Origin of the sequence: Pseudoalteromonas sp. SM9913, assembly GCF_000184065.1 — a bacterium.
GTDB classification, from domain to species: Bacteria; Pseudomonadota; Gammaproteobacteria; order Enterobacterales; family Alteromonadaceae; genus Pseudoalteromonas; species Pseudoalteromonas tetraodonis.
The window spans coordinates 1,096,351-1,121,939 of record NC_014803.1; the positions used below are offsets into that span (position 1 = coordinate 1,096,351).

Annotated in this window: 20 protein-coding genes and 1 pseudogene; 13 read left to right on the top strand and 8 right to left on the bottom strand. The window is 40.6% G+C overall.

Annotated features, from left to right (window positions below):
• Window positions 1-2: 2 nt before the first annotated feature.
• Together PSM_RS05065 and PSM_RS05070 are read right to left on the bottom strand one after the other, a co-directional pair.
• Window positions 3-947 (bottom strand): DUF58 domain-containing protein, encoded by a 945-nt coding sequence (locus PSM_RS05065; RefSeq protein ID WP_016899439.1) that lies wholly within the window; start codon window positions 945-947, stop codon window positions 3-5.
• Between the two features lie 3 nt (window positions 948-950).
• A complete protein-coding gene (locus PSM_RS05070; protein ID WP_013464508.1) occupies window positions 951-1,907 on the bottom strand; it encodes an AAA family ATPase in 957 nt (318 codons plus the stop codon).
• A gap of 330 nt (window positions 1,908-2,237) precedes the next feature.
• On the opposite strand from PSM_RS05070, the gene fadI reads away from it, so the two are divergent.
• Together fadI and fadJ are read left to right on the top strand one after the other, a co-directional pair.
• On the top strand, window positions 2,238-3,548 hold the full coding sequence (gene fadI, locus PSM_RS05075) for an acetyl-CoA C-acyltransferase FadI (RefSeq protein WP_013464510.1): 1,311 nt from the start codon (window positions 2,238-2,240) through the stop codon (window positions 3,546-3,548).
• On the top strand, window positions 3,548-5,740 hold the full coding sequence (gene fadJ / locus PSM_RS05080; protein WP_013464511.1) for a fatty acid oxidation complex subunit alpha FadJ: 2,193 nt from the start codon (window positions 3,548-3,550) through the stop codon (window positions 5,738-5,740). Before fadI ends, fadJ begins: the two co-directional genes overlap by 1 nt.
• 110 nt (window positions 5,741-5,850) lie before the next feature.
• On the opposite strand, the gene PSM_RS05085 is transcribed toward fadJ, so the two are convergent.
• Window positions 5,851-6,237 (bottom strand): MmcQ/YjbR family DNA-binding protein, encoded by a 387-nt coding sequence (locus tag PSM_RS05085; RefSeq protein ID WP_013464512.1) that lies wholly within the window; start codon window positions 6,235-6,237, stop codon window positions 5,851-5,853.
• Window positions 6,238-6,430: 193 nt separating this feature from the next.
• Here PSM_RS05085 and efpL point away from each other — a divergent pair, with 193 nt between their 5' ends.
• Entirely contained in the window at window positions 6,431-7,003 is a 573-nt protein-coding gene (efpL, locus tag PSM_RS05090) for an elongation factor P-like protein EfpL (RefSeq protein ID WP_013464513.1), read from the top strand.
• Window positions 7,004-7,177: 174 nt separating this feature from the next.
• The gene (locus PSM_RS05095) at window positions 7,178-7,372 is read left to right on the top strand and encodes a hypothetical protein (RefSeq protein ID WP_138686387.1); all 195 of its coding nucleotides are present in this window, start codon (window positions 7,178-7,180) and stop codon (window positions 7,370-7,372) included.
• Here the strand turns inward: PSM_RS05095 and PSM_RS05100 are convergent.
• Window positions 7,369-9,609, bottom strand: coding sequence for a sensor domain-containing protein (locus tag PSM_RS05100; RefSeq protein WP_013464515.1), 2,241 nt, complete (start codon window positions 9,607-9,609; stop codon window positions 7,369-7,371). The two genes, PSM_RS05095 and PSM_RS05100, sit on opposite strands and share 4 nt — an antisense overlap.
• A gap of 51 nt (window positions 9,610-9,660) precedes the next feature.
• Window positions 9,661-12,384 (bottom strand): insulinase family protein, encoded by a 2,724-nt coding sequence (locus tag PSM_RS05105; RefSeq protein WP_013464516.1) that lies wholly within the window; start codon window positions 12,382-12,384, stop codon window positions 9,661-9,663.
• 184 nt (window positions 12,385-12,568) lie between these two features.
• Between PSM_RS05105 and sixA the strand changes: the two genes are divergently transcribed.
• Window positions 12,569-13,045, top strand: a complete 477-nt coding sequence (gene sixA / locus PSM_RS05110; RefSeq protein WP_020476934.1) for a phosphohistidine phosphatase SixA — start codon at window positions 12,569-12,571, stop codon at window positions 13,043-13,045.
• A gap of 66 nt (window positions 13,046-13,111) precedes the next feature.
• Here sixA and PSM_RS05115 read toward each other — a convergent pair whose 3' ends face one another.
• On the bottom strand, window positions 13,112-14,035 hold the full coding sequence (locus PSM_RS05115; protein WP_013464518.1) for an AEC family transporter: 924 nt from the start codon (window positions 14,033-14,035) through the stop codon (window positions 13,112-13,114).
• A 32-nt stretch (window positions 14,036-14,067) separates the two neighbouring features.
• Window positions 14,068-14,625 carry an endonuclease SmrB gene (gene smrB / locus PSM_RS05120; RefSeq protein WP_016899440.1) on the bottom strand — a complete coding sequence of 186 codons (558 nt, stop codon included), beginning with the start codon at window positions 14,623-14,625 and terminating at the stop codon, window positions 14,068-14,070.
• A gap of 295 nt (window positions 14,626-14,920) precedes the next feature.
• On the opposite strand from smrB, the gene prmB reads away from it, so the two are divergent.
• The 3 genes from prmB (at window position 14,921) to PSM_RS05135 (ending at window position 17,558) form a co-directional block, all read left to right on the top strand.
• Window positions 14,921-15,856 (top strand): 50S ribosomal protein L3 N(5)-glutamine methyltransferase, encoded by a 936-nt coding sequence (gene prmB / locus PSM_RS05125; protein WP_013464520.1) that lies wholly within the window; start codon window positions 14,921-14,923, stop codon window positions 15,854-15,856.
• 91 nt (window positions 15,857-15,947) lie between these two features.
• Window positions 15,948-17,045: a chorismate synthase gene (aroC, locus tag PSM_RS05130; RefSeq protein WP_013464521.1), complete on the top strand. Its 1,098-nt coding sequence runs from the start codon at window positions 15,948-15,950 to the stop codon at window positions 17,043-17,045.
• A gap of 126 nt (window positions 17,046-17,171) precedes the next feature.
• Window positions 17,172-17,558 (top strand): DUF4112 domain-containing protein, encoded by a 387-nt coding sequence (locus tag PSM_RS05135; protein ID WP_013464522.1) that lies wholly within the window; start codon window positions 17,172-17,174, stop codon window positions 17,556-17,558.
• 46 nt (window positions 17,559-17,604) lie between these two features.
• Here PSM_RS05135 and PSM_RS05140 read toward each other — a convergent pair whose 3' ends face one another.
• The gene (locus PSM_RS05140; protein WP_029609924.1) at window positions 17,605-18,303 is read right to left on the bottom strand and encodes a 2'-5' RNA ligase family protein; all 699 of its coding nucleotides are present in this window, start codon (window positions 18,301-18,303) and stop codon (window positions 17,605-17,607) included.
• A gap of 220 nt (window positions 18,304-18,523) precedes the next feature.
• On the opposite strand from PSM_RS05140, the gene PSM_RS05145 reads away from it, so the two are divergent.
• The 5 genes and pseudogenes from PSM_RS05145 (at window position 18,524) to PSM_RS05170 (ending at window position 25,542) form a co-directional block, all read left to right on the top strand.
• A complete protein-coding gene (locus tag PSM_RS05145; RefSeq protein WP_013464524.1) occupies window positions 18,524-21,709 on the top strand; it encodes an HD domain-containing phosphohydrolase in 3,186 nt (1,061 codons plus the stop codon).
• Between the two features lie 165 nt (window positions 21,710-21,874).
• Complete coding sequence (locus PSM_RS05150; protein WP_013464525.1) at window positions 21,875-22,429, top strand: elongation factor P hydroxylase; 555 nt, start codon at window positions 21,875-21,877, stop codon at window positions 22,427-22,429.
• Complete coding sequence (locus tag PSM_RS05155; protein WP_013464526.1) at window positions 22,419-23,561, top strand: ATP-NAD kinase family protein; 1,143 nt, start codon at window positions 22,419-22,421, stop codon at window positions 23,559-23,561. The genes PSM_RS05150 and PSM_RS05155 overlap by 11 nt, the downstream gene beginning before the upstream one ends.
• A 3-nt stretch (window positions 23,562-23,564) precedes the next feature.
• Window positions 23,565-23,840, top strand: coding sequence for a YfcL family protein (locus PSM_RS05160; RefSeq protein WP_010391380.1), 276 nt, complete (start codon window positions 23,565-23,567; stop codon window positions 23,838-23,840).
• Between the two features lie 143 nt (window positions 23,841-23,983).
• Window positions 23,984-25,542: pseudogene (locus PSM_RS05170) on the top strand (AbgT family transporter).
• Window positions 25,543-25,589 lie beyond the last annotated feature (47 nt).

Sequence of the window (25,589 nt, forward strand, 5' to 3'; positions counted from 1 at the left end):
ATTTATTTTCTCACTAATTGCAGTTCCAGCGCAGTGGCTGCATCAAATGATAATAGGGTGAGTCCAGACTTTGTTAAGCGATTAATGCGCGCGCTAAATGCGTGCTCGGCATTTTTGGCAAATCGTTGTCTAAAGCTCTTGTCCATTAAGGGCAGGGCAAATTGCTGCTTATTAGCACTGACGGTTACCGTTTGTTTAAAAGCAGGTAATTGATGTTCAAAGGGGTCGCTAATATGACACCCAATCAGTTCGCAATGACGCGCTAAAAGTTCAAGTTGCTTAAAGCTGGCGTCATCCAAGGCGTTAAAATCAGACACGATATAAACCAAACTACCGGGCTTAGCTAAGTGATTTAAACGTTTGAGGTTATCGCTAAAATTATTCGCGGCCGGCTTATCAATGTTCTCAAGAGCCAGCTGATGCGCATCGCATAAATTATGGCATAGTTTTAATACCGCTTTTTCACGAGCGCTGGGTTTTAGCTCTAAATGCGAGTGCTGATTAAACACAATACCGCCAATTCTGTCGCCACGCTGACACGCTGACCACGCAACTAAGGCGCTAATATGTGCCGCTTGCACCGATTTTAACAGTAATTGCGAGCCAAATAGCATTGAGTTTGAAAAGTCAGTAAACACAAATACCGGGCGCTCTTTTTCCTCTTGAAAAAGTTTAGTGTGGGTTTCGCCTGTGCGTGCGGTAACGCGCCAATCAATAGAGCGTATATCGTCACCGTTTTGATAATGACGCACTTCGGCAAATTCCATACCCCGGCCTTTGTGGGGCGCAAGGTATTGCCCCGCCAAGGTGTTTTTTATTCTAACTTTAGGTGCCAGCTCAAGCAGTTGCGCTTTTGCTTTATAATACATCAGCTCTTTAAGCGATAAATTAACACCATGGCTATGGCTTAATTTAAGCCATGCCTGAGAATCAACGTGTGTTTGCATAACTTAAGGTACTGCGACTAGTTCAACAATACGGCTAATAACCTGATCTTTTGTAATACCATCGGCCTGTGCTTCGTAACTTAAAATAATACGGTGGCGCAATACATTATGTACAACAGCTTGTATATCATCAGGTGATACAAAATCACGGCCACTTAGCCACGCATGAGCGCGGGCACACTTATCAAGAGCGATAGTAGCGCGAGGGCTTGCGCCGTATTCAATCCAGCGGCCAAGTTGCTCATCTAAGTTTGCGCCTTCTCGAGTAGCAATAATCAATTGAACTAAGTACTGCTCTAATGGCTCGGCCAAATACAGACCTAAAATTGCTTTTCGCGCAGCAAACAAATCGGGTTGTGAAATTTGCTCAAGCACTGGGGCTTCATCATTAAGTGCTTCACCACGGGTCAAACGTAAAATATCAAGCTCATGCTCAGCACCTGGGTAATTAATACTTAGGTGCATTAAAAAACGGTCTAATTGCGCTTCTGGTAGCGGGTAAGTACCTTCTTGCTCAAGCGGATTTTGTGTTGCCATCACTAAAAACAGGTCACTGAGTGGATAGGTGTTTTTGCCCACCGTGACTTGGCGCTCGGCCATTGCTTCTAATAATGCCGATTGTACTTTTGCTGGTGCTCGGTTTATTTCGTCCGCTAAAATAAGGTTATGAAATAAAGGGCCTTTTTCAAACACAAACTCACTGGTTTGTTGGCGATAAATATCGGTGCCGGTCACATCGGCTGGTAATAAATCTGGGGTAAACTGAACACGCTGAAACGAGCCTTCAATACCTTTTGCTAAGGCATTAACAGCGCGTGTTTTTGCAAGCCCCGGTGGGCCTTCAACTAATAAATGACCATCGGCTAAAATAGCAATTAATAGTGCTTGAGTGAGCGCAGGCTGGCCAATAATTTGGGTGTCTAAATACGTTTTTAATTGTGAAAATGCGTTAGCTGCCATAATAAGTGGACTGTCCTCGTCAGCTTAAATAATACCTAAATTGGTTAGGTAACAAATACTGAGCTAGTTATAAGGTTTATAAGTGGATAACTCAAGAGTTAGACTGATTTTTTAAAAATAGTTCGTTATTTTTTAACGATTTTTTAGCCTAACATAAAACTTTGTAAAACCAGCTAAAAAAGCCTATTGTATTACCCTCATACAATGTATGTAGTGATTTACAATGGCGCTTTTGTATTAATTTACCTTTATCTATTGGCTTTATCACACGGGTTGTTTAGAATCGGAGAAAACATACAGGTCTGACCTGTCAGCGGGAGAGAATAATAAATGTCTGAGCAAAACATACTTAAAACACCAAAAGGCGACCGTATTGCCATCGTAAGCGGCTTACGTACTCCTTTTGCTAAGCAAGCGACTGCGTTCCACCATGTACCAGCGTTGGATATGGGTAAGTTAGTAGTTAATGAAATGCTTGAGCGATTAAATTTCGACAAGTCAGAAATCGATCAATTGGTTTTTGGGCAAGTAGTACAAATGCCAGAAGCGCCAAATATTGCGCGTGAAATTGTATTGGGTACTGGGATGCCAGTATCGGTTGATGCGTACTCTGTATCGCGTGCTTGTGCGACGAGTTTTCAAGCGATAGCAAACGTTGCCGAATCAATTATGGCAGGCTCTGTAAGCGTAGGTATTGCCGGTGGTGCCGATTCATCATCTGTATTGCCAATTGGTGTAAGTAAAAAATTAGCGGGTAGCTTAGTTGATTTAAACAAAGCACGTACGCTTGGTCAGCGTTTAAAAATATTCTCAAAACTACGTTTAAAAGATTTATTGCCAGTGCCGCCAGCGGTTGCTGAGTACTCAACGGGTTTATCAATGGGACAAACAGCCGAGCAAATGGCTAAAACCCATAACATTAGCCGTGAAGATCAAGATGCCTTAGCGCATCGTTCTCACTCACTGGCAACTCAAGCCTGGGCTGATGGCAAGCTTAAAGATGAAGTAATGACGGCTCATTTACCGCCTTATAAAAGCTTTATTGAAGAAGATAACAATATTCGTAAAAACTCAACGGTTGAAGGTTATGCCAAGCTTAAGCCGGTATTTGACCGTCAACACGGCTCAGTCACTGCAGCCAATGCAACCCCATTAACCGATGGCGCAGCCGCAGTGTTAATGATGAGCGAAAGCAAAGCAAAAGCATTGGGTTACGAAATTTTAGGCTACGTACGCAGTTTTGCGTTTTCAGCCATTGGCGTAGAAAAAGACATGCTAATGGGGCCGGCTCACTCAACGCCTATCGCACTTGATAGAGCAGGTATTACGTTAGCCGATTTAGATCTAATTGAAATGCACGAAGCGTTTGCATCGCAAACCTTAGCGAATATGAAAATGTTTGCTTCAGATAAATTTGCACAAGAGCACTTAGGGCGTAATAAAGCCATAGGTGAAATTAACATGGATAAGTTTAACGTGAACGGCGGCTCGCTTGCATATGGTCATCCATTTGCGGCAACCGGCGCGCGTTTAATTACACAAAGTTTATACGAGCTTAAGCGTCGTGGCGGTGGTTTAGCGTTAACGACTGCCTGTGCTGCGGGTGGTTTAGGTGCAGCCTTTGTATTGGAGAGTGCGTAATGACAGATTCAGTATTTAATTTAACGGTTGATGATAACAAAATAGCCGTAGTGACCATTGATGTGCCGGGTGAGAAAATGAATACCCTGCGAGATAGCTTTGCTGATGATTTAAAAGCATTATTAGCACAAGCTAAAGAGCACGCAGTTAAAGGTATGGTATTTATTAGTGGTAAAAGCGATAACTTTATTGCTGGTGCCGATGTTAAAATGCTAGACAGCGTGCAAAAGCGTGAAGATGCATTAGCTATTAGCGAATTATGCCATCAAGCATTTTTTGATATGAAAAAGCTTCCGTACACCACAGTTAGTGCTATACATGGCGCAGCGCTTGGTGGCGGTTTAGAATTTGCTTTAGCCTGTGATTACCGCGTAGGTACAGATAGCGATTTAACTAAAATTGGTTTACCAGAAGTGCAACTTGGTTTATTACCTGGCGGTGGTGGTACACAGCGCTTAACTAAAATCGTGGGCATTCAAAAAGCCCTTGAGTGGATGCTAACCGGAAAACAAATTCGTCCTAAACAAGCTAAAAAAGCCGGTGTATTGGATGATTGTGTACCACAAAGCGTACTGCTAAAAGTGGCCAAAGAGTTTGCGGCGAAGAAAAAGCCACAAGCTAAAGAGCCTAAACTTGATAAGATCAGTAAGTTATTAGAATCAAACCCGTTTGGTCGTAACTTTATCTTTAAAAAAGCTAAAGAAAACGTTCTTAAAAAAACCGGTGGTCATTACCCTGCGCCGCTTGCAATTATTAAAGCGGTACGTGCAAGCGTAGAGCTTGATGAAATGAAAGCGTATAAAACCGAAGCAGAAGGTTTTGCCACATTGGTAATGAGTGATGAGTCTAAGGCGCTGCGCGGTATTTTCTTTGCAACCACTGAAATGAAAAAAGAATGGCGCAATGATGATGCTCCCGCGATTAGTAAAACTGCCGTGTTAGGTGGTGGCTTAATGGGTGCAGGTATTGCCCATGTGAGTGCGGTCAAAGCTAAATTGCCGGTGCGAATTAAAGATGTGGCAGAGCAGGGCATAAGTAATGCCATGAACTACACATACAAAATTTTAGATAAGCGTCTTAAACGCCGTATTATGTCTAAAGCCGATATGCAGTTAACCATGAACCGCATTACCGGCACTACCGATTACAGCGGTTTTAAACACATAGATTTAGTGATAGAAGCCGTATTTGAAGATTTAGAGCTTAAGCAAGGTATGGTTGCTGATGTAGAGCAGCATTGCCAAGCGAATACTATTTTCGCAAGTAATACTTCGTCATTACCTATTTCGCAAATTGCAGCTAAAGCAGCGCGTCCTGAAAATGTAATTGGTTTACATTATTTCTCACCAGTAGAGAAAATGCCACTGGTAGAAATTATTCCTCACGAAGGCACCTCAAAAGAAACGATTGCTCGTGTAGTTAACTTTGCGCGTAAGCAAGGTAAAACGCCAATTGTGGTAAAAGATATGGCTGGTTTTTATGTTAACCGTATTTTAGCGCCATACCTGAATGAGGCGGCAAACTTAATGCTTGCCGGTGAGCCAATTGAAAAAATTGACGCAGCCTTAGTTGAGTTTGGTTTTCCAGTAGGGCCGTTGGCACTGCTTGATGAAGTCGGTATTGATATTGGTTCTAAAATCGCGCCAATTCTTGAAAAAGAACTCGGTGAGCGTTTTAAAGGCCCAGATGCTTTCTCGCGCATGATTGATTCAAAACGCTTAGGCCGTAAAACGGGTCGTGGTTTTTATGAATACGACAAGAAAGGCAAAAAGGTTGATGAGTCAGTCTATGAGCTACTAGGTGTAACCCCAGCTCCACGTTTAAATAAAAACGAAATTGCTAAGCGTTGTATCTCACAAATGCTTAATGAGGCCGTTCGCTGTTTAGATGACGGTATTATTGCCAGCCCGCGTGATGGTGATATTGGTGCTATTTTTGGTATTGGTTTCCCACCGTTCTTAGGTGGCCCGTTTAGCTATATGGATAAATTAGGCGCAGGCAAAATAAGCTCTGATATGTCTACTCTGGCTAACAGCAACGCTATTTTTACACCTTGTGATACTTTACTTGCAATGGCTGACAAGGGCGATAAGTTTTACACAACAGCCGCTAATAAAGCTGAAGTGGAGTTAGCGCAAGGTGATGATAAATCAACTGACACTCCAAATGAGACGACTGAACACAAAGATTAATGTTTTAAGTTAACGTAAAAAAGCCGCAAATTATGCGGCTTTTTTGTGTTCGATAATCAACAATAATACTTAATCAATCGAATTGGTAAAAGTTGCGTCTGGACGCTTATTTACAGTAACGCTTCAATGGCCTTTTTATCTTTATCAGGCATGTTGTCGACCACCAAATTAAACGAGTTATCAATCATACGCTCAATTTCACCCTGTGGTACTGAGCCATCTAAAATCACGGTATTCCAAAGGCGTTTATTCATATGATAACCTGGAATAACGGCAGGGAAAATATCTCGTAATGATTGCGCCTCATCAGGATCGCACTTTAAGTTTAGCCACCAAATAGGTTCGCCATTTTCGTCGGTTTCACCCTCATTGCTAAGTGCAAGAGTGGCAAACATTTTATGATTTACTTTATACACATCAACATCTTTAGCAAAAGGCTGGGTTAGTTTAACTAACGGCTTGTTCATTAAATAGGTATGTACAGTTTGTTGGTTCATGAGCCATTCCTTGAGGTCATAATCGATAACTTAACCATAGCAGCTTTTTGCCACTAGATAACACGAGTTTAAGTCTAAATTACAGATTTATGAGTCAGTACGAAGTAAGAAGCTAATCATATCACTTTATTGTTGAACAAAATCAGTTTCGTGGTATGTTTCTCGCAATCAAAAAAACAATAGGAATTCACCCATGCCAAAGGCAAGTGATGTTAAAAAAGGGACGGCTATTGACTTTAATGGCCGTGTATTAGTAGTAAAAGATATCGTACGTTCTGTACCACAAGGTCGTGCCGGTGGTAGTTTATACCGTATGCGTTTATACGATGTGGTCACGGGTAGCAAAGTTGACGAAACATTTAAAGACAGCGACATGCTTAACCTTGCGGATTTAACCCGTCGTGAAGCGATGCTGTCGTACATTGATGGCGATGAGTATGTCTTTATGGATAACGAAGACTACACGCCTTACAACTTGGCTAAAGAGGCCATAGCTGAAGAGATTCAGTTTGTTAACGAAGAGACCCAAGGCGTGCATGTTATTGTGATTGATGGTGCGCCAGTTGGGCTTGATCTTCCTTCAAGTGTTGAGCTTGTAGTTGAGGAAACCGACCCTTCAATTAAAGGTGCTTCAGCCAGCGCGCGTTCAAAGCCTGCTCGTTTATCAACCGGCTTAACTATTCAAGTGCCAGAGCATATTTCTACGGGCGATCGCATCCGTATTAATACTGCAGAGCATAAGTTTATGGGCCGTGCTGACAAGTAAGCCGCTATAAATCTATGATGATTAGCCGAGTATTTAAGTTGCTCGGCTTTTTTGTGTCTGATTTGCCCCTCAAATTGATTCAGCATTATTGCTGATTAGCAGCATGCGTTGCTTCAAATTTAGCCAATTTAACGCTATTATACGCGCCTTATTTTTGAGCTGGTTGAGGTGGTGGTGTTATTTATTTTGCTTAGCGGTGTATTTATAGCGCTTATGTATTTAGAAACCATTAAAAAGGGCATGCCTGTTAAACGCTGGTTATTTTTAGGTGGCGTATTTGGTCCTGTTGCTTGGTGCTTGTTTAATATACATTATCGACGTGCATTGATACGCAATATAGGTGTAAATGCGTGTCTATGGCGTGCTTAACTGGTCGCTCTAATTAAACTGAGTTTTGATTGGCTTTGTTGTTGTTTTAAAAACGCAGTAAATTCATCTTTTGAGAGTGGTTTAGAGTAGTAATAACCCTGCAGTGTTTCACAGTTTAGCTCTTCAAGTATGCTTATTTGCGACGCTTGCTCCACCCCTTCGGCAACTACATGCAAATCAAGGTTATGCGCAATAGTGACGATAGAGTCCACCATATTGCGGCCACGTTCAGTCTTCATATCATCGATAAAGGCTTTATCTACCTTAAGCGTATTGAGTGGAAACTGCTTTAAATACGCAAGTGATGAATAGCCGGTACCAAAGTCATCCATTGCTAAGTGAATTCCACGGGCACTTAAAGAGCGCATAATCGCAATGGCTTCTTGTGGATCGTCCATTACGGTGCCTTCAGTTATCTCAAGCTCTAAAAAGTACGAGGGCAGTTCATTTTTTTGTAAAATCACATCTATGCGCGAGGTTAGATCGGGTAGGCTAAATTGTTTTGCTGATAAGTTAACAGCAACACGGGCATTAAATAAGCCTGCATCTAACCACTGTTTTACATCGCGACAAGCTTTGTTTAAAACTACTTCACCAATTTCAATAATTTGCCCTGTTTCTTCGGCAATTGGAATAAATACCCCTGGGCTAATAACCCCCTTTTTCGGGGTAATAAAACGTACCAACGCTTCCATTCCAGCAAGCTTACCAGTACGAATATTCATTTTAGGCTGGTAATACACCTCAAAATGATCTTCTTTTAAGCCAAAGCGCATTAGGTTTTCTATTTGCAGTCGTTTTACTGCTTGGCGGTTCATGGTGTCATTAAAGAACAGGTAGCTATTGCCTTTCTTTTTAGCATGATACATCGCAGTATCGGCGTTCTTTAATAGTATTTCGGGGGTGTTACCATCTTCGGGGAACAACACTATACCAACGCTTGAGGTGATAGCAAGTTCATGGCCTGCCATTTTAAATGGTGTAGCTATGGCCGCCAAAAACTGTTTAGCCATGCGAGTGATAGTGAGAATATCGTTGGTGTTTGACATAACTAGTGCAAATTCATCGCCGCCAAGGCGATAAAATACGTCATTTTCACGGGTGAGCTTATTTAAACGCATAGCAAGCTTTGCCAGTAAACTATCACCTAATTGATGGCCTAATGAGTCGTTTATCTTTTTAAAGTTATCTAAATCAAATACGAGTAATGCATGATGAGAATGCTGCTTTGCAAGTTTTTGTAAGTCAGAAAAAAACAAATTACGGTTGGGTAAGCTGGTGGTGCGATCTCGGTTTGATAAATTATTCAGTTCAGATTCGGTCTTTTTACGTTCGGTTAAATCTGAATACACCACCACATAATTGGTTATTTGATTTTGCGCGTTTTTAATTTCGTCTATTGATATTTCAAATGGCAGCAGAGCATGATCGCTATTGCGAAGCTTTACTTCTTCTTGAATATGTTCGTGCTTTCTAACGGTATTTTTTATGGATTCTATATAGCTTTTGTCGTAACCGGCTAAATGAAACTCTTTCTTTAGGTATTGCTCGCGTACGCCGCCAAACAAAGTTAAAAAGCTTGGATTAATATCCACAAGCCTAAAGTCTTTATCATAAATGGCCAGCGCATCAGTGAGTGACTCAACACATTTTGCAAATAAGTTAAGTCGATCTTCCGTTGATTTTAACTGCGAGATATCTCTGACTGTGCCAGTCATTCGCAGTGGGCTTAGGTTAGCGTCTTTTTCAATGATTTTTCCGCGGTCGAGCACCCAGTGCCATTTACCAAAGCTGTCTTTAATACGATAAGTTGCTTCAAAAAAAGTACTTTCTTCGGCAAAGTGTTTTTTTAGTAGGTAATCAACATGGGTTAAATCGCGGGGGTGGATCAAGCTTTTATTCGGTGGAAATTCTACTAGGTTATTACTATTCATCACGTATTTGTCATTGATACGAATAACTTTACCGGTTTTGATATTCCAATCCCATAGAGTATCACCACTGCCTTCTACGGTACTTTTTAATCGTTTTTCAGAAAGCTGTAATTGAGAGTGTGAACGCCTGAGTGAGTGAACAATCGTTAACAAATAAACCACAACTAACGACATTATTGCGCACACGCTCACGACCAACGCATTTAAATTCAAGTTAAACGATGACTCGAATGCACTCGCAGAGTAGGCTGTGGCCAAAGTGGCCAACAATAGAATGTATTTTATTATTTTTATTTTTTTCATTGTCTTACTTCTTATTAACAAAAGACAATCTAAATCAAGCGCGAGCAAGAGTCAAAGAGAATGCGAATAAAGTGGTAGTTTCTCAGACAAATTCACAGATTTGGCACTTAAAAGCTCATATCTTGGGCGATCTGCATTAAAAATTTCAGCGGCGTAGGCTTTTAAATCTTCAAGCGTTAATGCGTTTAAAGAATCCAGCAGGCGTTGCTGCATATTAAACCGATGATCGCCATTACCTATAGCAAGCCATAAACGTTGTGAACGTAAACGCAAATTTTTGTCTTTTTCAGCAATATGGGTTGTTAATCCATGTTTTTGTTGCAGCCAGTCTTGTTCTGTTAGCTCATCGATTGTTGCTAAATACTGGCTAATAAATAAATTATGCCTGTGCAGTAACGTGGTGGGCTCAAATTTTGGTGATTGTATATAAAAGGCAATACCAGCACGGGTATTAAAAGGAGCGTATCCTGCCCCTACTAAATAACCGAGTTGTTGCGTGGTTCTGAGTTCATTAAAGTAATCTTGATTAATTAAATGATTTAGCGCCATCATTTTCACTTTTTCATTAACGTCATCGCTTTGTGCTTGGTAGTAAATCACCATGGCATTATCGCTGCAGGCAAGTTCAAGCTCGTAGCGGGTCACTTTAGTAATTTCATAAAGTGGGCGCTTTAAATCGTCGATAACGGCTGATTTTTTAAGGTGCTGGGCGACCTTCTTTTGAAACTCAAGCGCATCATTTTGCTGCCAATTACCATGTAAAAAAGACTCAACATGAAGGGCATTAAAAAACGCTTGTCTAAATTCATTAAACTGATGGAAACAGGTGTCTTTGAGTGCATTTGCTAACTCGTCAGGCTGAGGATTCCACGGCATTATTTTAGCGCCTAAAATACTAAATAGCTCACTAACGGGTTTGTTTTGATTGCTATTACGCCAATGCCTTACCAGTTGCTTTTTATATTCTGCAAAGCGTTTGGCACAAATTTTTACGTTAAATAGTGCATCAATCAGCTGATCGACTAATTCGAGTTGGCTTGAAGAAAGCCCCGCAGTGTGAAGCGTTAAGCCACCTTGATGAGAGGTTAAGTGATAACTTAAGCCCGCAAGTTCCGCTGGGTAAAACTGTTCGCCAACACTGTCCATGAATAAATCTGAAAATAACCGCGTCAGTGCCATATGTTTCACATCTTTTACTGCAAAGTCAGAGTCCATGGCTAAATAAAAATGCCCTTTGGCGACTCTAAAGGTGGCGTCTTGTTTAAACCAAAAGTCAAAGCCTGCTTCTTTTATCAGTAATGTTGGATGTCGTTGCTGTGATTCAACCGGATATAAAATGACATCTTTAGCTAAATAAGGATTAGCCGTGGGCAATAGCATTTCACTTTGTGGCTGGCTAATCTGTGCAAGTGCTTCGAGCCAATGTAGCGACAATTTTTCAATTTTATAGGGGGTGTTATACCAAGCAGCTGTGTGTTCAGGCTCTACATCAGGATGAATAAGCACTAAACGCATGTTGTGCGGAGTTAACCACTGCATAGCCATTTCATGCGTGCTGGCTTTAAAGCCCTCCATTAAATAGTCACCCTGTAAGTAATTAACTTCATCGTAATGTTGCATGTTAATACTTAAATTACTGACCCAATCAATTAGGCGAGACTTTTCTTGGTTATCAAATGCGATTTGTAATAGTTTTTGCTTATCTTGATATAGGCGAGGTAATTTGCTGGTGTTGTTATTAATTAAACAAATGTATTCAAACACCATTTCAATAATATCTTCGTAGTATTCAATGCCTTCATCGGTCAGCGCCATACTAATATTAAAGTCTTTAAAATTACTGCCATTAATTCCGCCACCTGCAGAGAGGGCATTGATCCAACCTTGCTCTTTAAGCACAGAATACAACGAGCCTTGCCCTTCATAACCTAGTAAGTGCGCAATAAAGCTGACCGTTTTATGACGATAAAAATCGTCAATGTTTGGCATGGCAAAGCTAATAATCAGCTTTTGTACATGTTTGTGTGGTTCAATATGAAGCAACTTACCCAAGTCTTGGCTGCGATAAAGCGGCGCTTCTATAGGTGGCTTTAATTGGTGTTTATCTCCCTTTATCTGGGAGAAATACTGGGTTGCCCATGCCTCAAGTGTATCTAATGACTCATTGGCACAAATCACTAACGTCATCCACTGAGCTTGGTAATGCCTATTAAAAAAGTCACGTAATTCATCACTAATACAGCGCTTTCTATCTGCTAACGTTTGTAAGTTGCCTACGGAAAATTTAGCAAATGGGTGTGCAGGGTTAACCGTTTCTTTATGCACTTGATAAATTCGACGGCCATCGTCTTTAATTTTTAATTTAAACTCAGCCTCAATAGCATTACGTTCTTTTTCTGTTTCAGCGGGGTTTAGTGTGGGCGCTATAAAAAACCGACTAAATTGTGCTAATGCTGTTTCAATATGATGGTTATTAATATCAAAGAAATAGCAGGTATGCTCTGTGCCAGTCCACGCGTTGGTATTGCCACCAGACAGCGAGACAAAATTATTAAAACTTCCTGATTCAGGATAAAGGTCAGTGCCTAGAAACAACATATGCTCTAAAAAGTGCGCTAGGCCTTGTCTATCAAGTGGATCATCAAAGTGACCAGCGTTAACAGCCATGGATGCGGCAGCTTTTGCTGAGTCTTGATCGTGCACTAAAAGTACTTTTAGACCATTGTCCAGTGTTAGTGTGCGGTAAGCTCTGTTATCATTGGTGCTGATTTTCAAATGATGCTCCTGAAACTAAACGTATAATTGTTAACAACAGATGATAACTTCAGGAATGCAATGCTATTTACCTGAACATCATGAAAGAACTATTTTAAGAAAATAAATAGGTTTGAGTTATTAATATAGCGGAAATTCGAGCAAACTGGCTACTGTTTTATATTCTTTAATTGGTTGATTTTTTATGAAAACAATCTTGATAATGCGTCATGGTGAAGCAATACCGATGCACTCTGATGATGTCAGTAGAAATTTGACTCCTTTGGGCCATCAGCAGGTAGAAAAAATGGGGCTGTGGTTACAAAAAAAGCATGCTCCAACGGGGTTATTAGTGAGTCCTTATGTAAGAGCGCAGCAAACAGCTGAGGGTGTTAAAAAAAATAATACCTTTTTATTTGAAGAGACCTGCCAAGATATTATTCCTGAAGGTAACCCGCAGGTTGCTGCAGATTATTTAGAAACGTTAATCGCGCTTCATCCGGAATGCGATACTTGGCTTGTGGTTGCCCATATGCCTATGGTGAGCTATTTGGTTGATCAGTTGTGTGCTGGGCACATGCCTATTTTTAATACCGGCGCTGTTGCACAAATTAGTTATGATGAAACTCGCCATAAAAGTGATTTTATCACCATTAATGCACCAGCGAATGTAGATGCATAGCGTGTAAACGAGCATTTAGCTAAGCTACTTTCTGTTAGATAAATGCCAATACTTTTAGGTATTTGTCTACAGTAGAATTGTTAACCACATACTAAAACTCACCACACTCAAAACTGTCGATAAAACAACCGCACTGGCTAACGTATCTTGATGTTGTTTTATTTGGCATGCAATTAAGTACGCATTAACCCCCAAGGGCGATGCGCTCAATAATACGAGTACTTTTAAGAGTGACTCATTAATAGCAAATACATGTGAGCCTAACACTAATACTAAGGCGGGCAATATAACTAGCTTTAACAGGCTGGCAATAGCTGCCGCTTGCCAGTTATCGCTAATTTTATAAAAAGCTAAGTTTGCGCCTAAAACAAATAACGCACAGGCAATGGCAGGTTTAGCTAAAAGCGCTAAGCCATTAGTTAAATCAGAAAATAAAGTAATCCCTGCTAAATTTACCAACAAACCCGTGCTAATACTCAATACGACAGGGTTGAGTAGCATATTTTTGGCAAATGTTGACCAAGAAAACACATGACTGGCACTGTTTGCACTAATTAAAAAGGTAAGGGTGAACAATAGCGCGCTATGAAAGGTGATGATCATAAAAATAATGCCCATCATTTGCTCACCTAATGCTGCAATAATAATGGGCAAGCCCACCAATACGGTATTTGAATAACTACTGCCAAGGGCAAATACACTGTGACGTTCATATTGAGGATGTTTAGAGAGAGTGTAGCGGTCAATAATGAGCGCAAAAAAATAAATTAAAATAACGGGAATATAAAAGCTTAAAAAGCCATTTAAGCTCACGCTGGTTTTTAGGTCTGCCTGGGCCATATTTAAAAATAAAAAACTGGGTACACTAATGTAAAAAGTAAATTTACTGAGCCCTGTTATATGAATGCGTTCTAAAAACTGACTTCGGCTTGCTATGTAGCCGCATAACACAATAAAAATAAGCGGAAATATAATCGAAAATATATGCACTAAAAAAGACTCTTATTGATTGGCTCTAGTGCTCAGCGTCTAAACTCATCACTTTGCGGTAAGTTAATTAATATGAGTACCGCCCCTTTACCGCCATACTCAAGCGGAGCTTGGTGCATAGCAATTACATCGGGGTGTTGCACTAAATATTGCGGTACTTTATGCCTGAGGATATGGCCGCCAATTCCGTGTACAACACAGGCACAATAGTAATGCTTTTTTTTACACTCATGAATAAGCCCTGCGAGTTCATCTTTGGCTATCTCTTTATTCAAGCCATGCAGGTCGAGGGTTAAATCAGGAATAAAATCCCCTCGACGAAGTTGTTTGGCTAAAAAACGATCCTGACCCTGTTGTACATAATTAACGGTACCATGTGTGTCTATATCGGGCACATATTCATCAGAAAAGAAAAATTCTGACTGTTGTTGCTTTTTTTGCTGGGCAAATTGCTTCGCTTGTGACACTTTAGGTTTATTGCTAAAACGGTGAGTGTCTTGTTTAAATACACGCGCACCACTGATACTTTGACGAAACAAGTCAATGTCGTCAGGACTAATTAGGCTGTTTGAGTGGGGATCTTTTTTCATAGCGGCAGTCTAAACAAAAAAGCGGTAAAAATCGAGTAAAAAGGTGTGATACCCAAGCAGCTTTGAGGTGCATATTACAGCGCCATTAAGGTTAGTTTAAAAGCGATTTATACTGCGTTATTGATTTGAACAATAGAGTGACTATTATTTGCAATCAAAGCCTTACCTAAATCGCTTTTAATACTAACTGCGCTCGCACCTAAAGGTGGCTTGGGTATACAATAGGGCAATCATGGGGCCAATGATGCGCCCCGATTGAGTTTATTTTTTTGAAAGTAGCAGGCAGATAATACTGATGAGTGAATTACTAATAGAAGAAGCAACCCTAGATGAAGCTGTTGCAGAACTTTCAACCTTACACGATTGGCTTCGTTGGACAACTAGTCAATTTGCAAGTAGCGGTATTTTCTTTGGTCATGGCACCGATAACGCATGGGATGAAGCGGTAAGTTTGTTATTACCGGCGCTTAGTTTGCCTATCGATGCACCCAAAGAGCTGATGCATGCGCGTTTAACCAGTACTGAAAAAAATCGTTTAGCGGGCTTGATTGCCGAGCGCATTAACGATTTTACCCCAGTACCTTACCTTACCAACATTGCATGGTTTGCTAACATGCCATTTTATGTGGATGAACGCGTATTAATTCCTCGCTCGCCTTTTGCTGAGCTTATTAATAATCGCTTCACCCCTTGGTTAGAAAAACCAGAGTCAGTAGGGCGTATTTTAGATTTATGTACAGGCTCAGGTTGTATTGCTATTGCCTTGGCACAAGCGTTCGAGAATGCGCAAGTTGATGCGGTTGATATATCCTATGAAGCGCTTGAAGTGGCTGATATTAATATCACTGACTATCAACTAAGTGACCGCGTATTACCGATTCAGTCTGACGTATTCAGTGGTGTACCTGGGCAAAAATACGACTTAATCGTAGCAAACCCACCGTACGTTGACGCTGAAGATATGGCTGATTTACCACGTGAATTCCACCATGAACCAGAGCTAGGATTAGCATCGGGACACGATGGTCTTGATGTAACACGTACTATTTTAGATCAAGCTAGTGAGCATCTAACAGATAACGGTTTGTTATTTGTCGAAGTAGGTAACTCTATGGTACATATGGATGCACTGTATCCAGGCGCACCATTTGAATGGATTGAGTTTGAACAAGGCGGATTAGGGGTGTTTGTTATTAGCAAACAACAACTAGATGCCTACTTTGCACAGTAATAATTAGTACTAGCCATTCATCCGAAATGGCTGGGCAAAACAATAGCAGAGTTAATCCTCGGCTATAAGTCATTAGGAATGAGGAAAGTTAATGGCAGGTAATAGCATAGGGCAGTTATTTAAAGTGTCCACCTTTGGCGAAAGCCACGGCGTTGCATTAGGCGGCGTAGTGGATGGCACGCCCGCAGGCCTTGAAATCACTGAGGCCGACATACAACACGATTTAGACAGACGCAAACCTGGGCAAAGTCGTTATACCACGCAGCGCCGTGAGAGCGACCAAATCAAAATTTTAGCGGGCGTTTTTGAAGGTAAAACCACTGGTACCAGCATTGGTTTATTAATTGAAAATACCGATCAACGTTCACAAGATTATGGCAAAATTAAAGATGTATTTCGCCCAGGCCACGGTGACTATACCTACTGGCACAAATACGGCCTTCGCGATTACCGTGGTGGTGGCCGTTCATCTGCGCGCGAAACCGCTATTCGGGTTGCCGCAGGCGCTATTGCTAAAAAGTATTTAAAGCAATTTCATGGTATTGAAGTACGTGCGTGTTTGAGCCAATTAGGGCCAATTAAAGCCGAAAATTACGATTGGGATGAGGTGGAAAATAACTTATTCTTTTTCCCAGACGTTAGCAAGCTTGAAGCACTCGATGAATATATGCGCGAGCTTAAAAAGCAAGGTGATTCAGTGGGTGCCAAAGTAAAAGTAGTGGCTAAAAATGTGCCAGTTGGTTTAGGTGAGCCGGTATTTGATAGGCTAGATGCCGAACTTGCCCATTCATTAATGAGTATCAACGCTGTAAAAGGCGTTGAAATTGGCGATGGCTTTGATGTGGTTGAGCAAAAAGGCTCAGAGCACCGTGATGAGTTAACCCCTGATGGTTTTACCTCAAATCATGCCGGCGGCGTATTGGCAGGTATTTCTACAGGGCAAGATATAATCGCATCCATTGCGCTTAAGCCAACATCAAGCATTACCATTCCCGGTAATAGTATTAATACCGAAAATGAAGCGGTCGAGATGATCACCAAAGGTCGTCACGATCCTTGTGTAGGCATTCGTGCTATTCCGATTGCTGAGGCAATGATGGCCATTACTTTAATGGATCATTTACTACGTCAACGCGGTCAAAACCCACATGTTAACCACGAACATGGGCCAATTAAAGGCGCTATTTAAGCGCGCTTTACTATAAATTAATAATAAACGCGCACTAGCGCGTTTATTATGTACAGGCTATACATCTTTATTGCCGCTCAATAATTTCCATGTGCTTAGCGCACCTAAAAATAAAGAGCAGTTATTATGCAAAAAAATAATCAATCTCACGTTACACAAGCTGAATATAAAGCCACCATAAAACGGCTTGAAGAGTTTAGCCGCTTTACCGACAGCAGCATTGGTATTCCGTTTACTAAATTTAGTTTCGGTGTCGAATCATTGATTGGGCTATTGCCAGTGGTAGGCGATTTAGCCGGGCTTATTTTATCTGGGTATGTATTAATTGAAGCGCAGCGATTAGGTGTTAGTAAGCGAGTAAAAAGCCGGATTATTTTAAACATGTTAGTTGATTTTGTAGGTGGGCTTATTCCATTTTTTGGTGATATTTTTGATGCCATGTTCAAAGCAAATACGCGCAATACCCGCATACTTAAAAAGCATTTAAGCGATAAGCTAACCACAAATCCATAAACCACTTAAGTTAATAAATGTGTAATTAGCTCCCATTATTAATTATTTATTTGGTATCAAAGAAGTACTTAGCGATGATCTGTTTTTGTTGCCCAAACTGATCAGAAATTCCAATTCCAATCCCAATTATTTCACCTTGTGCTTGCGGTGGCTCAGCTTGCATAACTTTATTAAACGCAGCCAATGCAGGGTTTTGCTCATTTGCAAGTAGGGTTAAATGTGGCTGAAAGTTTTGAAACACATTTGGGCTACCATAACGCTCAAAGGCCACGAGTTTATTAGGGTAATGCTTTACCCAACTTGGTACTGGCGCTTGATGATCGCGAAGTGGCTCAAGTTTAAGTGTCACTTCATCGGCTAAGCGTTGTAACTGATAAGATTTTTCTAAGTCTATAAAGGCCCAATTACTGGCAGATACACTAAACCCATTGGCTTTAATTTCAAAAGGTTGATGTTTCTTTACAATACGCTCCACCACCTGCTTAATTTCATTTTGTGCCTCTTGCGGATAATCAGTCAAATATAATGTGGCATGCACGGGTAAGCCTTGCTGATAAAACGTGGTTATTTGCTGTTTGGCTAGTTCATTGCTGGTTGTAGCCATGAGCTCAACAATTGGCGAAGAGGGAATAGCAAACACGTTAATACTCACGCTTTTTGCATAACTATTGGCAGAGGCACTCAGTAGCGCTAAAAAAGTAAGAATGCTAACTGGCCATGCTTTAGTGGTGTGTTGTTTAACCATAAGAGTGTATTCATTTAGGTTTTTAGTTTGCATATGGTAAGCGCAATTAGGTGTTCAGTAAATAAAGGCATAAAGTTTTTAAATTTCTGATTTTGTGACTAATATTATTTTAGCTCAAACAATTAATGATTAACTTACTTCATAGGCTTTGAATATTGCTAAATTGCAATTTTCAACGACGTATATTTACTGCTTTTAAAAGTGTCGCAAGGAACGTTCAATGATATTTAAAGCGCTTAAAAAGTTAACAAAAACAGTACGCTTTTCTATTCGTTTGACGGTTGTGGCAGTATTTGTGTTGGCAACGTCTATTACCGCTATTATAGCCACGAGCTTACAGTATTATTTTAGTGAAAAAATGGCGCTCGAGTCGAATGTGCAACACTTTAATATGACCACTCAATCGGTTGCTGATTACCTAACACGCATTAATGAAAAATCTGAAAATACTTTATATATGATGGTAAAAAACACCTCGTTAGTCGGTGAAAACCTTTCAGATAAAACAGAGCTACGAAATGTATTAAGTGAAATGATGGATTTGAATCCTTTGTTTTATGCTTTTTATATGGGCTATAACAATGGTGACTATTTTGAGGTTATTAATCTTGAAAGTAGTGCGATGGTTCGTCAGCGCCTTGGTGCAACGGATAATGACCGCTGGGTCGTTATTCAAATAAAATCTGAAGAAGGGCAAAGAATACAGCAAACGCTTTATTTTGATGCGTCATTTAGCTTAAGAGAAAAAACCAAAAAACCGACGTATTTTGATCCCCGCGAGCAAGCATGGTTTAAGCAAGCAAACTCACAGCAAGTAAACAAAACCAAGCCTTATCTATTTACCCATTTACAAACCTCTGGGCAAACGTATTCGATTAAGATAGCGGGTAAAAATCATGTGCTTGGCTTAGGGATTATCGTTGATAACATGTCTAATTATTTAATCGAACAGAAACAGCGTTTGGAGATGCACAGCTCAACACAGTTACTTATTTATAACCGAGAAGGAGAAATTATTGCCTCAAATCAGCCCTTTAGCTCAACGGTTGAGGCAAGGCTAAATCGGTTGGTACTGGATGAGCAACAGCAAAAAATAGTTGCCAAATATCCTACTATCACAGTTTCAAATGAAACCAATTGGGCACCTATGGATTTTAGTGTCAGTGGTAAGCCTAAAGGCTACAGTGTTGAATATATAAATGCGATTGCTGAACTGTTGGGTATTAAGGTTAATTATATTAATGGACTCAGTTGGCAAGAATTACTTAATTTATTTGAAAATAAGCAGATAGATGTGATTCATCCGGTACTTAATACAGCATCGAATAATACATTGGGTATGCTCAGTATACCCATGGTAACTTTGCCTTTAAGTATTGTTAATCAACAAAACAATCCACCAATTACCCATATGCAGCAACTTGCTGGTAAGTCAGTTGCGGTGGGAGAGGGCTGGTCAATTGTAAAAATATTACGAGCGCAATTTCCAGAAATTAACCTCGTGGAAGTTCCCAACACAAAGGCGTTGTTAATGCATGTTGCCAATGGTGATACTTATGCGGGAATAGACAGCAAAGCCGTATTGCAATATATACAGCAGCAATTTTTTATTGAGGGGATCCAGTACAATCCGCTTGATGAAGACAGTGCCGCGCTTTTTTCAAATGACTACCATTTATTGTTTCAAAACCAAGACGCACAATTAAAAGCTTTGTTTGATTACGCCGCCACGCAACTTCCTCTGCAATTTAAACAACAGCTTAGTGATAAATGGCTCAATACTAACTCAGGGAAAAAATCAAAAATTGTAGGCACTGTTCCTGATGAGCAATTAATCACTTTATTGGATGATGATAGTAACTTCTCTAAGCTACAGTTAGTGAACATTAATGGTAAAGAACAGTATGTTTTTATTAAGCCACTATCTGATTATTTAGCGCTAGCTAGTACGGGCTATTTAGCCATTATGGTTTCTAAAGAAGATGTATTGAGCTCCACAAGAGAAAAAATAAAGCTTTCAATAATAATTACGGTTGCCTGCTTAATTATGATGTTACCAGTGTCGTGGTTTTTTGCATCCCCCATTGTCGGTCCTATTAAAACGCTGGTGGGTGAAAACAATAAAATTAAAAATCGGCAGTTTAAACAAGTCTCGACTTTAAAAAGTCATATTAAAGAAATTAATACGTTAGCTTACTCTATGGTTGATATGAGTAAGTCGATACAGCAACATGAAGACAGTCAAAAAGCACTCATGGCGTCGTTTATCGAGTTAATAGCACAAGCCATTGATGATAAATCTCCCTATACAGCGGGGCATTGCGAGCGCGTACCTGAACTCGGTATTGAGCTTGCTAAGGCCGCTTCAGAGTCAGAGTTACCCGCTTTTAAAGGGTTTAAGTTTAAAAATGATGATGAGGTTGAAGAATTTAGTTTAGCCGCTTGGCTACATGATTGCGGTAAAATAACCACTCCAGAGCACATAGTTGATAAAGACACTAAGCTGGAGACTATTTATAATCGTATTCATGAAATTAGAACGCGTTTTGAGGTACTTTGGCGAGATGCCGAACTTGATTACTATAAATCATTGCAACACAGTCCTCAAAATCAGCTCGACTTAACCAAGCAGTTGGCAGCTAAACAGCAACAGTTGCTGGACGACTTTGCTTTTATTGCACAGTGTAATATTGGCGGCGAAAAAATCACAGAAGCTGCCCTTGAGCGTTTAACTGCGTTGAGTAATATTACTTGGCAGCGTCATTTTGACGATAAGTTGGGGCTTTCACCAGTAGAAATGTATCGCTATGAAGGGACTGATGACACGCTTCCCATCACAGAAAAATTACTCAGTGATAAACCTTGGCACTTAATTCCTCATGATAAGCCGATTGAATATGATGAGCGTTTAGGGATTAAAATTGCCCCATGTAAATATAAATATAACCTAGGGGAGCTTTATAATTTAACAGTTTCAAGAGGCACTCTTACTAAAGAGGATAGGTTTAAAATTAATGAGCACATGATAAGTACGATACGTATGCTCGATACACTGCCGTTCCCTAAAGAACTTGAGCGCGTACCGCGTTATGCCTCTACCCATCACGAAACATTAATCGGCACAGGCTATCCGCGTAAACTCAATGCGGATGACTTATCGATACCTGAGCGGGTGTTGGTACTTGCTGACATTTTTGAAGCATTAACAGCAGCCGACAGGCCCTATAAAAAGGCAAAAACACTCAGTGAGTCCATCGGTATATTAGCTAAAATGGTGGCCGATCAGCATGTTGATAAAGCCGTATTTGAATTATTTTTAAGTTCAGGTATTTATCTTGATTATGCTAAGCGTTATCTCAATGCTGAACAAATAGATGAAGTAGATATTTCTAAATATATAACTTAGGGCCAAAGCGTTAAAATTAAACCGCTTAGCGCTAACAATGTTTTTAATCACTTGTTTTTTACTTTGTAGATAAAAGTACGTACAATTCGCTTCGTTTTTAGTGTGCTTTATACTAATTTCATCTGTCTTTAAAGCATCGGGTTCAAACGAGTATACGAAGTATTTATGCACCAAGTAGCTGATCTGATTTCTATTTTCGAACACACTTTTTACCAAAGCTATAACACGCGTTTGGTAAAAGGTGATCATGAGCCTATTTACATTCCCGCAAATGATACAACCCCGCATCATCAAATTATGTTTGCCCATGGTTTTTATGCCAGCGCATTGCATGAAATAGCCCATTGGTTAGTGGCAGGTTCTCAGCGCCGCTTAGTTGAAGATTATGGTTATTGGTATTGCCCTGATGGGCGCGATGCTTCACAGCAAGCGGAGTTTGAATCAGTAGAGGTAAAACCTCAAGCAATAGAGTGGGCATTGAGTGTGGCTGCCGGGTTTGATTTTAACGTATCGGTAGATAATTTAAATGGTGAGCAAACATGTCGATTTGCGTTTCAGTCTCGCGTTCATGCAAAGTTATTAGAGTTATTGCAAAACGGGTTTAACCCAAGAACAACCTTACTATTAAAAGCACTGTGTAAATTTTATAACACCACGTGGCCATTACATGCTGCGCAGTTTTCATGGCATTCTCCCGAGGAGTTAAAAGATGCAGTTTAAGTTAGGATTGATTGTAAATCCGGTCGCAGGGCTCGGTGGTAGTGTTGCGCTTAAGGGCAGTGACGGTGAAGACACCGCTGCTAAAGCCATTGCATTAGGTGCAGAGCCTAAGTCAAATAGCCGCGCTAAAGCTGCACTTGAAGTGCTTGTACCTCATCAATCAAACATTACTATTTATACTGTTAATGATGAAATGGGGGAGCAAACAGCAAAAGCGTTGGGCTTTAATACGCAAGTGGTTTATCAAAGTAACTCACCCACAACCAGTGACGATACCGAAGCTGCAGCTCGTTTATTACAGCAACAAGGTGTAGATTTAATCTTATTTGCTGGTGGCGACGGAACGGCGCGCAATATTTGCCATGCTGTAGAAGACTCTGTACCCGTGTTGGGCATTCCTGCTGGGTGTAAAATTCATTCCGGCGTCTATGCCATAACGCCAAAAGCCGCAGGCCGTGTAGTTGAAATGCTGGTAAAAGGTGAGCTGGTAACATTAAGCGATGCTGATGTCATGGACATTGATGAAGTGGCTTTTCGCCAAGGAACAGTAAAAGCAAAACGTTATGGTGAAATGCAAGTGCCAAGTGAAGTGCGCTATGTACAAGCGGTTAAAAATGGCGGTAAAGAAACTGACGAGCTGGTGCTAGCAGATATAGCTGCTTATGTCGTTAGTGAAATGGATGCCGATATCCTCTATGTCATGGGTAGTGGCTCTACCGTTGGCGCAGTGATGGAAGAGATGGGGCTTGAAAACACCTTACTCGGTGTTGATCTCGTTGAAGATCAAGCTTTAGTAGGGCAAGACCTAACAGCCCAGCAACTTCTTGAACTTACCAAAGAACGTGAAACAAAGTTAGTGATCACCCTAATTGGCGGTCAAGGGCATATTTTTGGTCGAGGCAATCAACAACTCAGTCCTGCGTTAATTAAAGCGATAGGCCGCGATAATATTATTGTGGTGGCTACTAAAACAAAATTACAGGCTTTAAATGGCCGACCGCTGATTTGTGATACCGGCGATAGCAAATTAGATGATGAATTAAGCGGTTATATACGTGTAACCAGTGGGTTTAACGACCATATTATGTATGCAGTAGGTCATCAAGATGGGCTGCACCCAGAGGAGAAGTAACACATGAGTTTAGTAAATTACATAGATGCTGCGCAGCAATATTTTGATGATTTAGTGATAAAAGCAACCGATGACGAGTTATTTGCTGGCGGTTATTTACGCGGCCACTTTGATTTAGCCGTAGGTTATGCACAAGTTGAAGAGTTAAATCTAGAAATTGCAGAACTAAACGACACGGTTGAAAAAAGCTTAGTAAAAGCTTATCGCAATGGCGAACTTAATGAAGATGATAAAGCACTCGTAGTAAGAATATGGGATGAAGTAAAAGCACTCGCATAAGCTTTTTTTATTCATTAAAAATAGCGCGGCTACTGAGCCGTGTTTTTTTGTGCCTAAAAAAGAACTTGTTTATTCAGTTAAAATTTACCTCATTCCTTAGATACGCTAAAGTAGCACAGTCTAAATTCTAGGGAACAAGTGAAATGAATAACAATAATGATGCGACAATGCCAACTGGCATAGTTGCGCGATTTTTAAATTTTGTTGAGCGGGTAGGTAATAAGCTTCCTGATCCAGCAATTATCTTTTTGTTTGCCATGTTATTAATCGGTTTTTGTCTTGGTGGTTTTCAAGCGTCACATTTGATGCAATAGACCCTCGTACTGGCGAAGCCATTATTATTAATAACATGCTTGCCAGCGATTCGTTGGCCACTTTTTTATCTTCTATGGTAAAAACATTCACCGGTTTTGCGCCACTGGGTGTAGTACTGGTTGCTATGCTAGGTGTAGGCGTTGCAGAGCATTCGGGCTTTATTAATACCGGCCTTAAATTAATGCTCAAAGTAACGCCTAGAAAATTACTAACACCCTCAATTATTTTGGTAGCTATTGTGAGCCATACGGCTACCGATGCAGGGTATGTGCTGGTTATTCCACTTGCTGGGGTAATATTTTTTGCAGCAGGTCGTCATCCGCTTGCAGGTATTGCAGCGGCATTTGCAGGGGTTAGCGGTGGCTTTGGCGCTAACTTTATTCCATCTGGGATTGACCCGTTACTGCAAAGCTTTACGCAAAGTGCAGCACAAATTATTAATCCAACAATGAGCATTAACCCGCTTAATAACTGGGGCTTTGCTTCAGCATCAAGCTTATTTATTGTAATGTTAGGCTGGTACATCACCGATAAAATTATTGAACCACGTTTAAAAAATTCACCAGTAGATGGTGAAACTCAAGACCTACCAGCATTTGAAGATGCCCGTAGTGACGAAAAGCGCGCCTTTCTTATTGCTAGTTCCGTAATGATTGCAGGTATTGCGTTATTAGCGTATGTATCCGCACCCGCTGATTCAGCGATGCGCAGCAGCGATGGCTCTTTAACAAACTTTAGTTCACCACTAATGCAGTCAATAGTGCCGCTAATCTTCTTACTGTTTTGGATCCCAGGCGCAGTATATGGTTTTACCGTAGGCACCTTTAAAAGCTCTAAAGACATGATAGATGCGATGAGCAAAGCCATGAATGGTATGGCGTATTACATTGTTATGGCATTCTTTTGTTCATTATTTATTGCTGCATTTAGTAAATCAAACCTAGGTGCCTTACTGGCAATTGAAGGGGCTCAGGTATTAAAAGCAATGGAGTTACCGAGCTCTGTAACGGTCGTAGGGATTATTTTCTTAACTGGTTTTGTAAACTTATTTGTTGGTTCAAGTTCGGCTAAGTGGGCACTATTAGGTCCGGTATTTGTACCTATGCTAATGCAACTCGGTATTTCGCCAGACTTAACGCAAGCGGCGTACCGTGTGGGAGATTCTAGCTCTAATATTATCACTCCGCTCATGCCATACTTCCCACTAGTTGTGGTGTACTGTCAAAAATACGTTAAAGGCACAGGCATAGGTACGCTTATCGCGATGATGCTACCGTATTCAATCGCCTTTATGATTGGCTGGAGTATCTTCTTGCTAGGCTACTGGGCACTTGGTATCCCATTAGGGCTTGATGCCAGCTACGTGTACCCAGCAGTAGCGCCTTAACTTAAATCTTGATTCATAAACCTCACTCACTCGAGTGAGGTTTATAT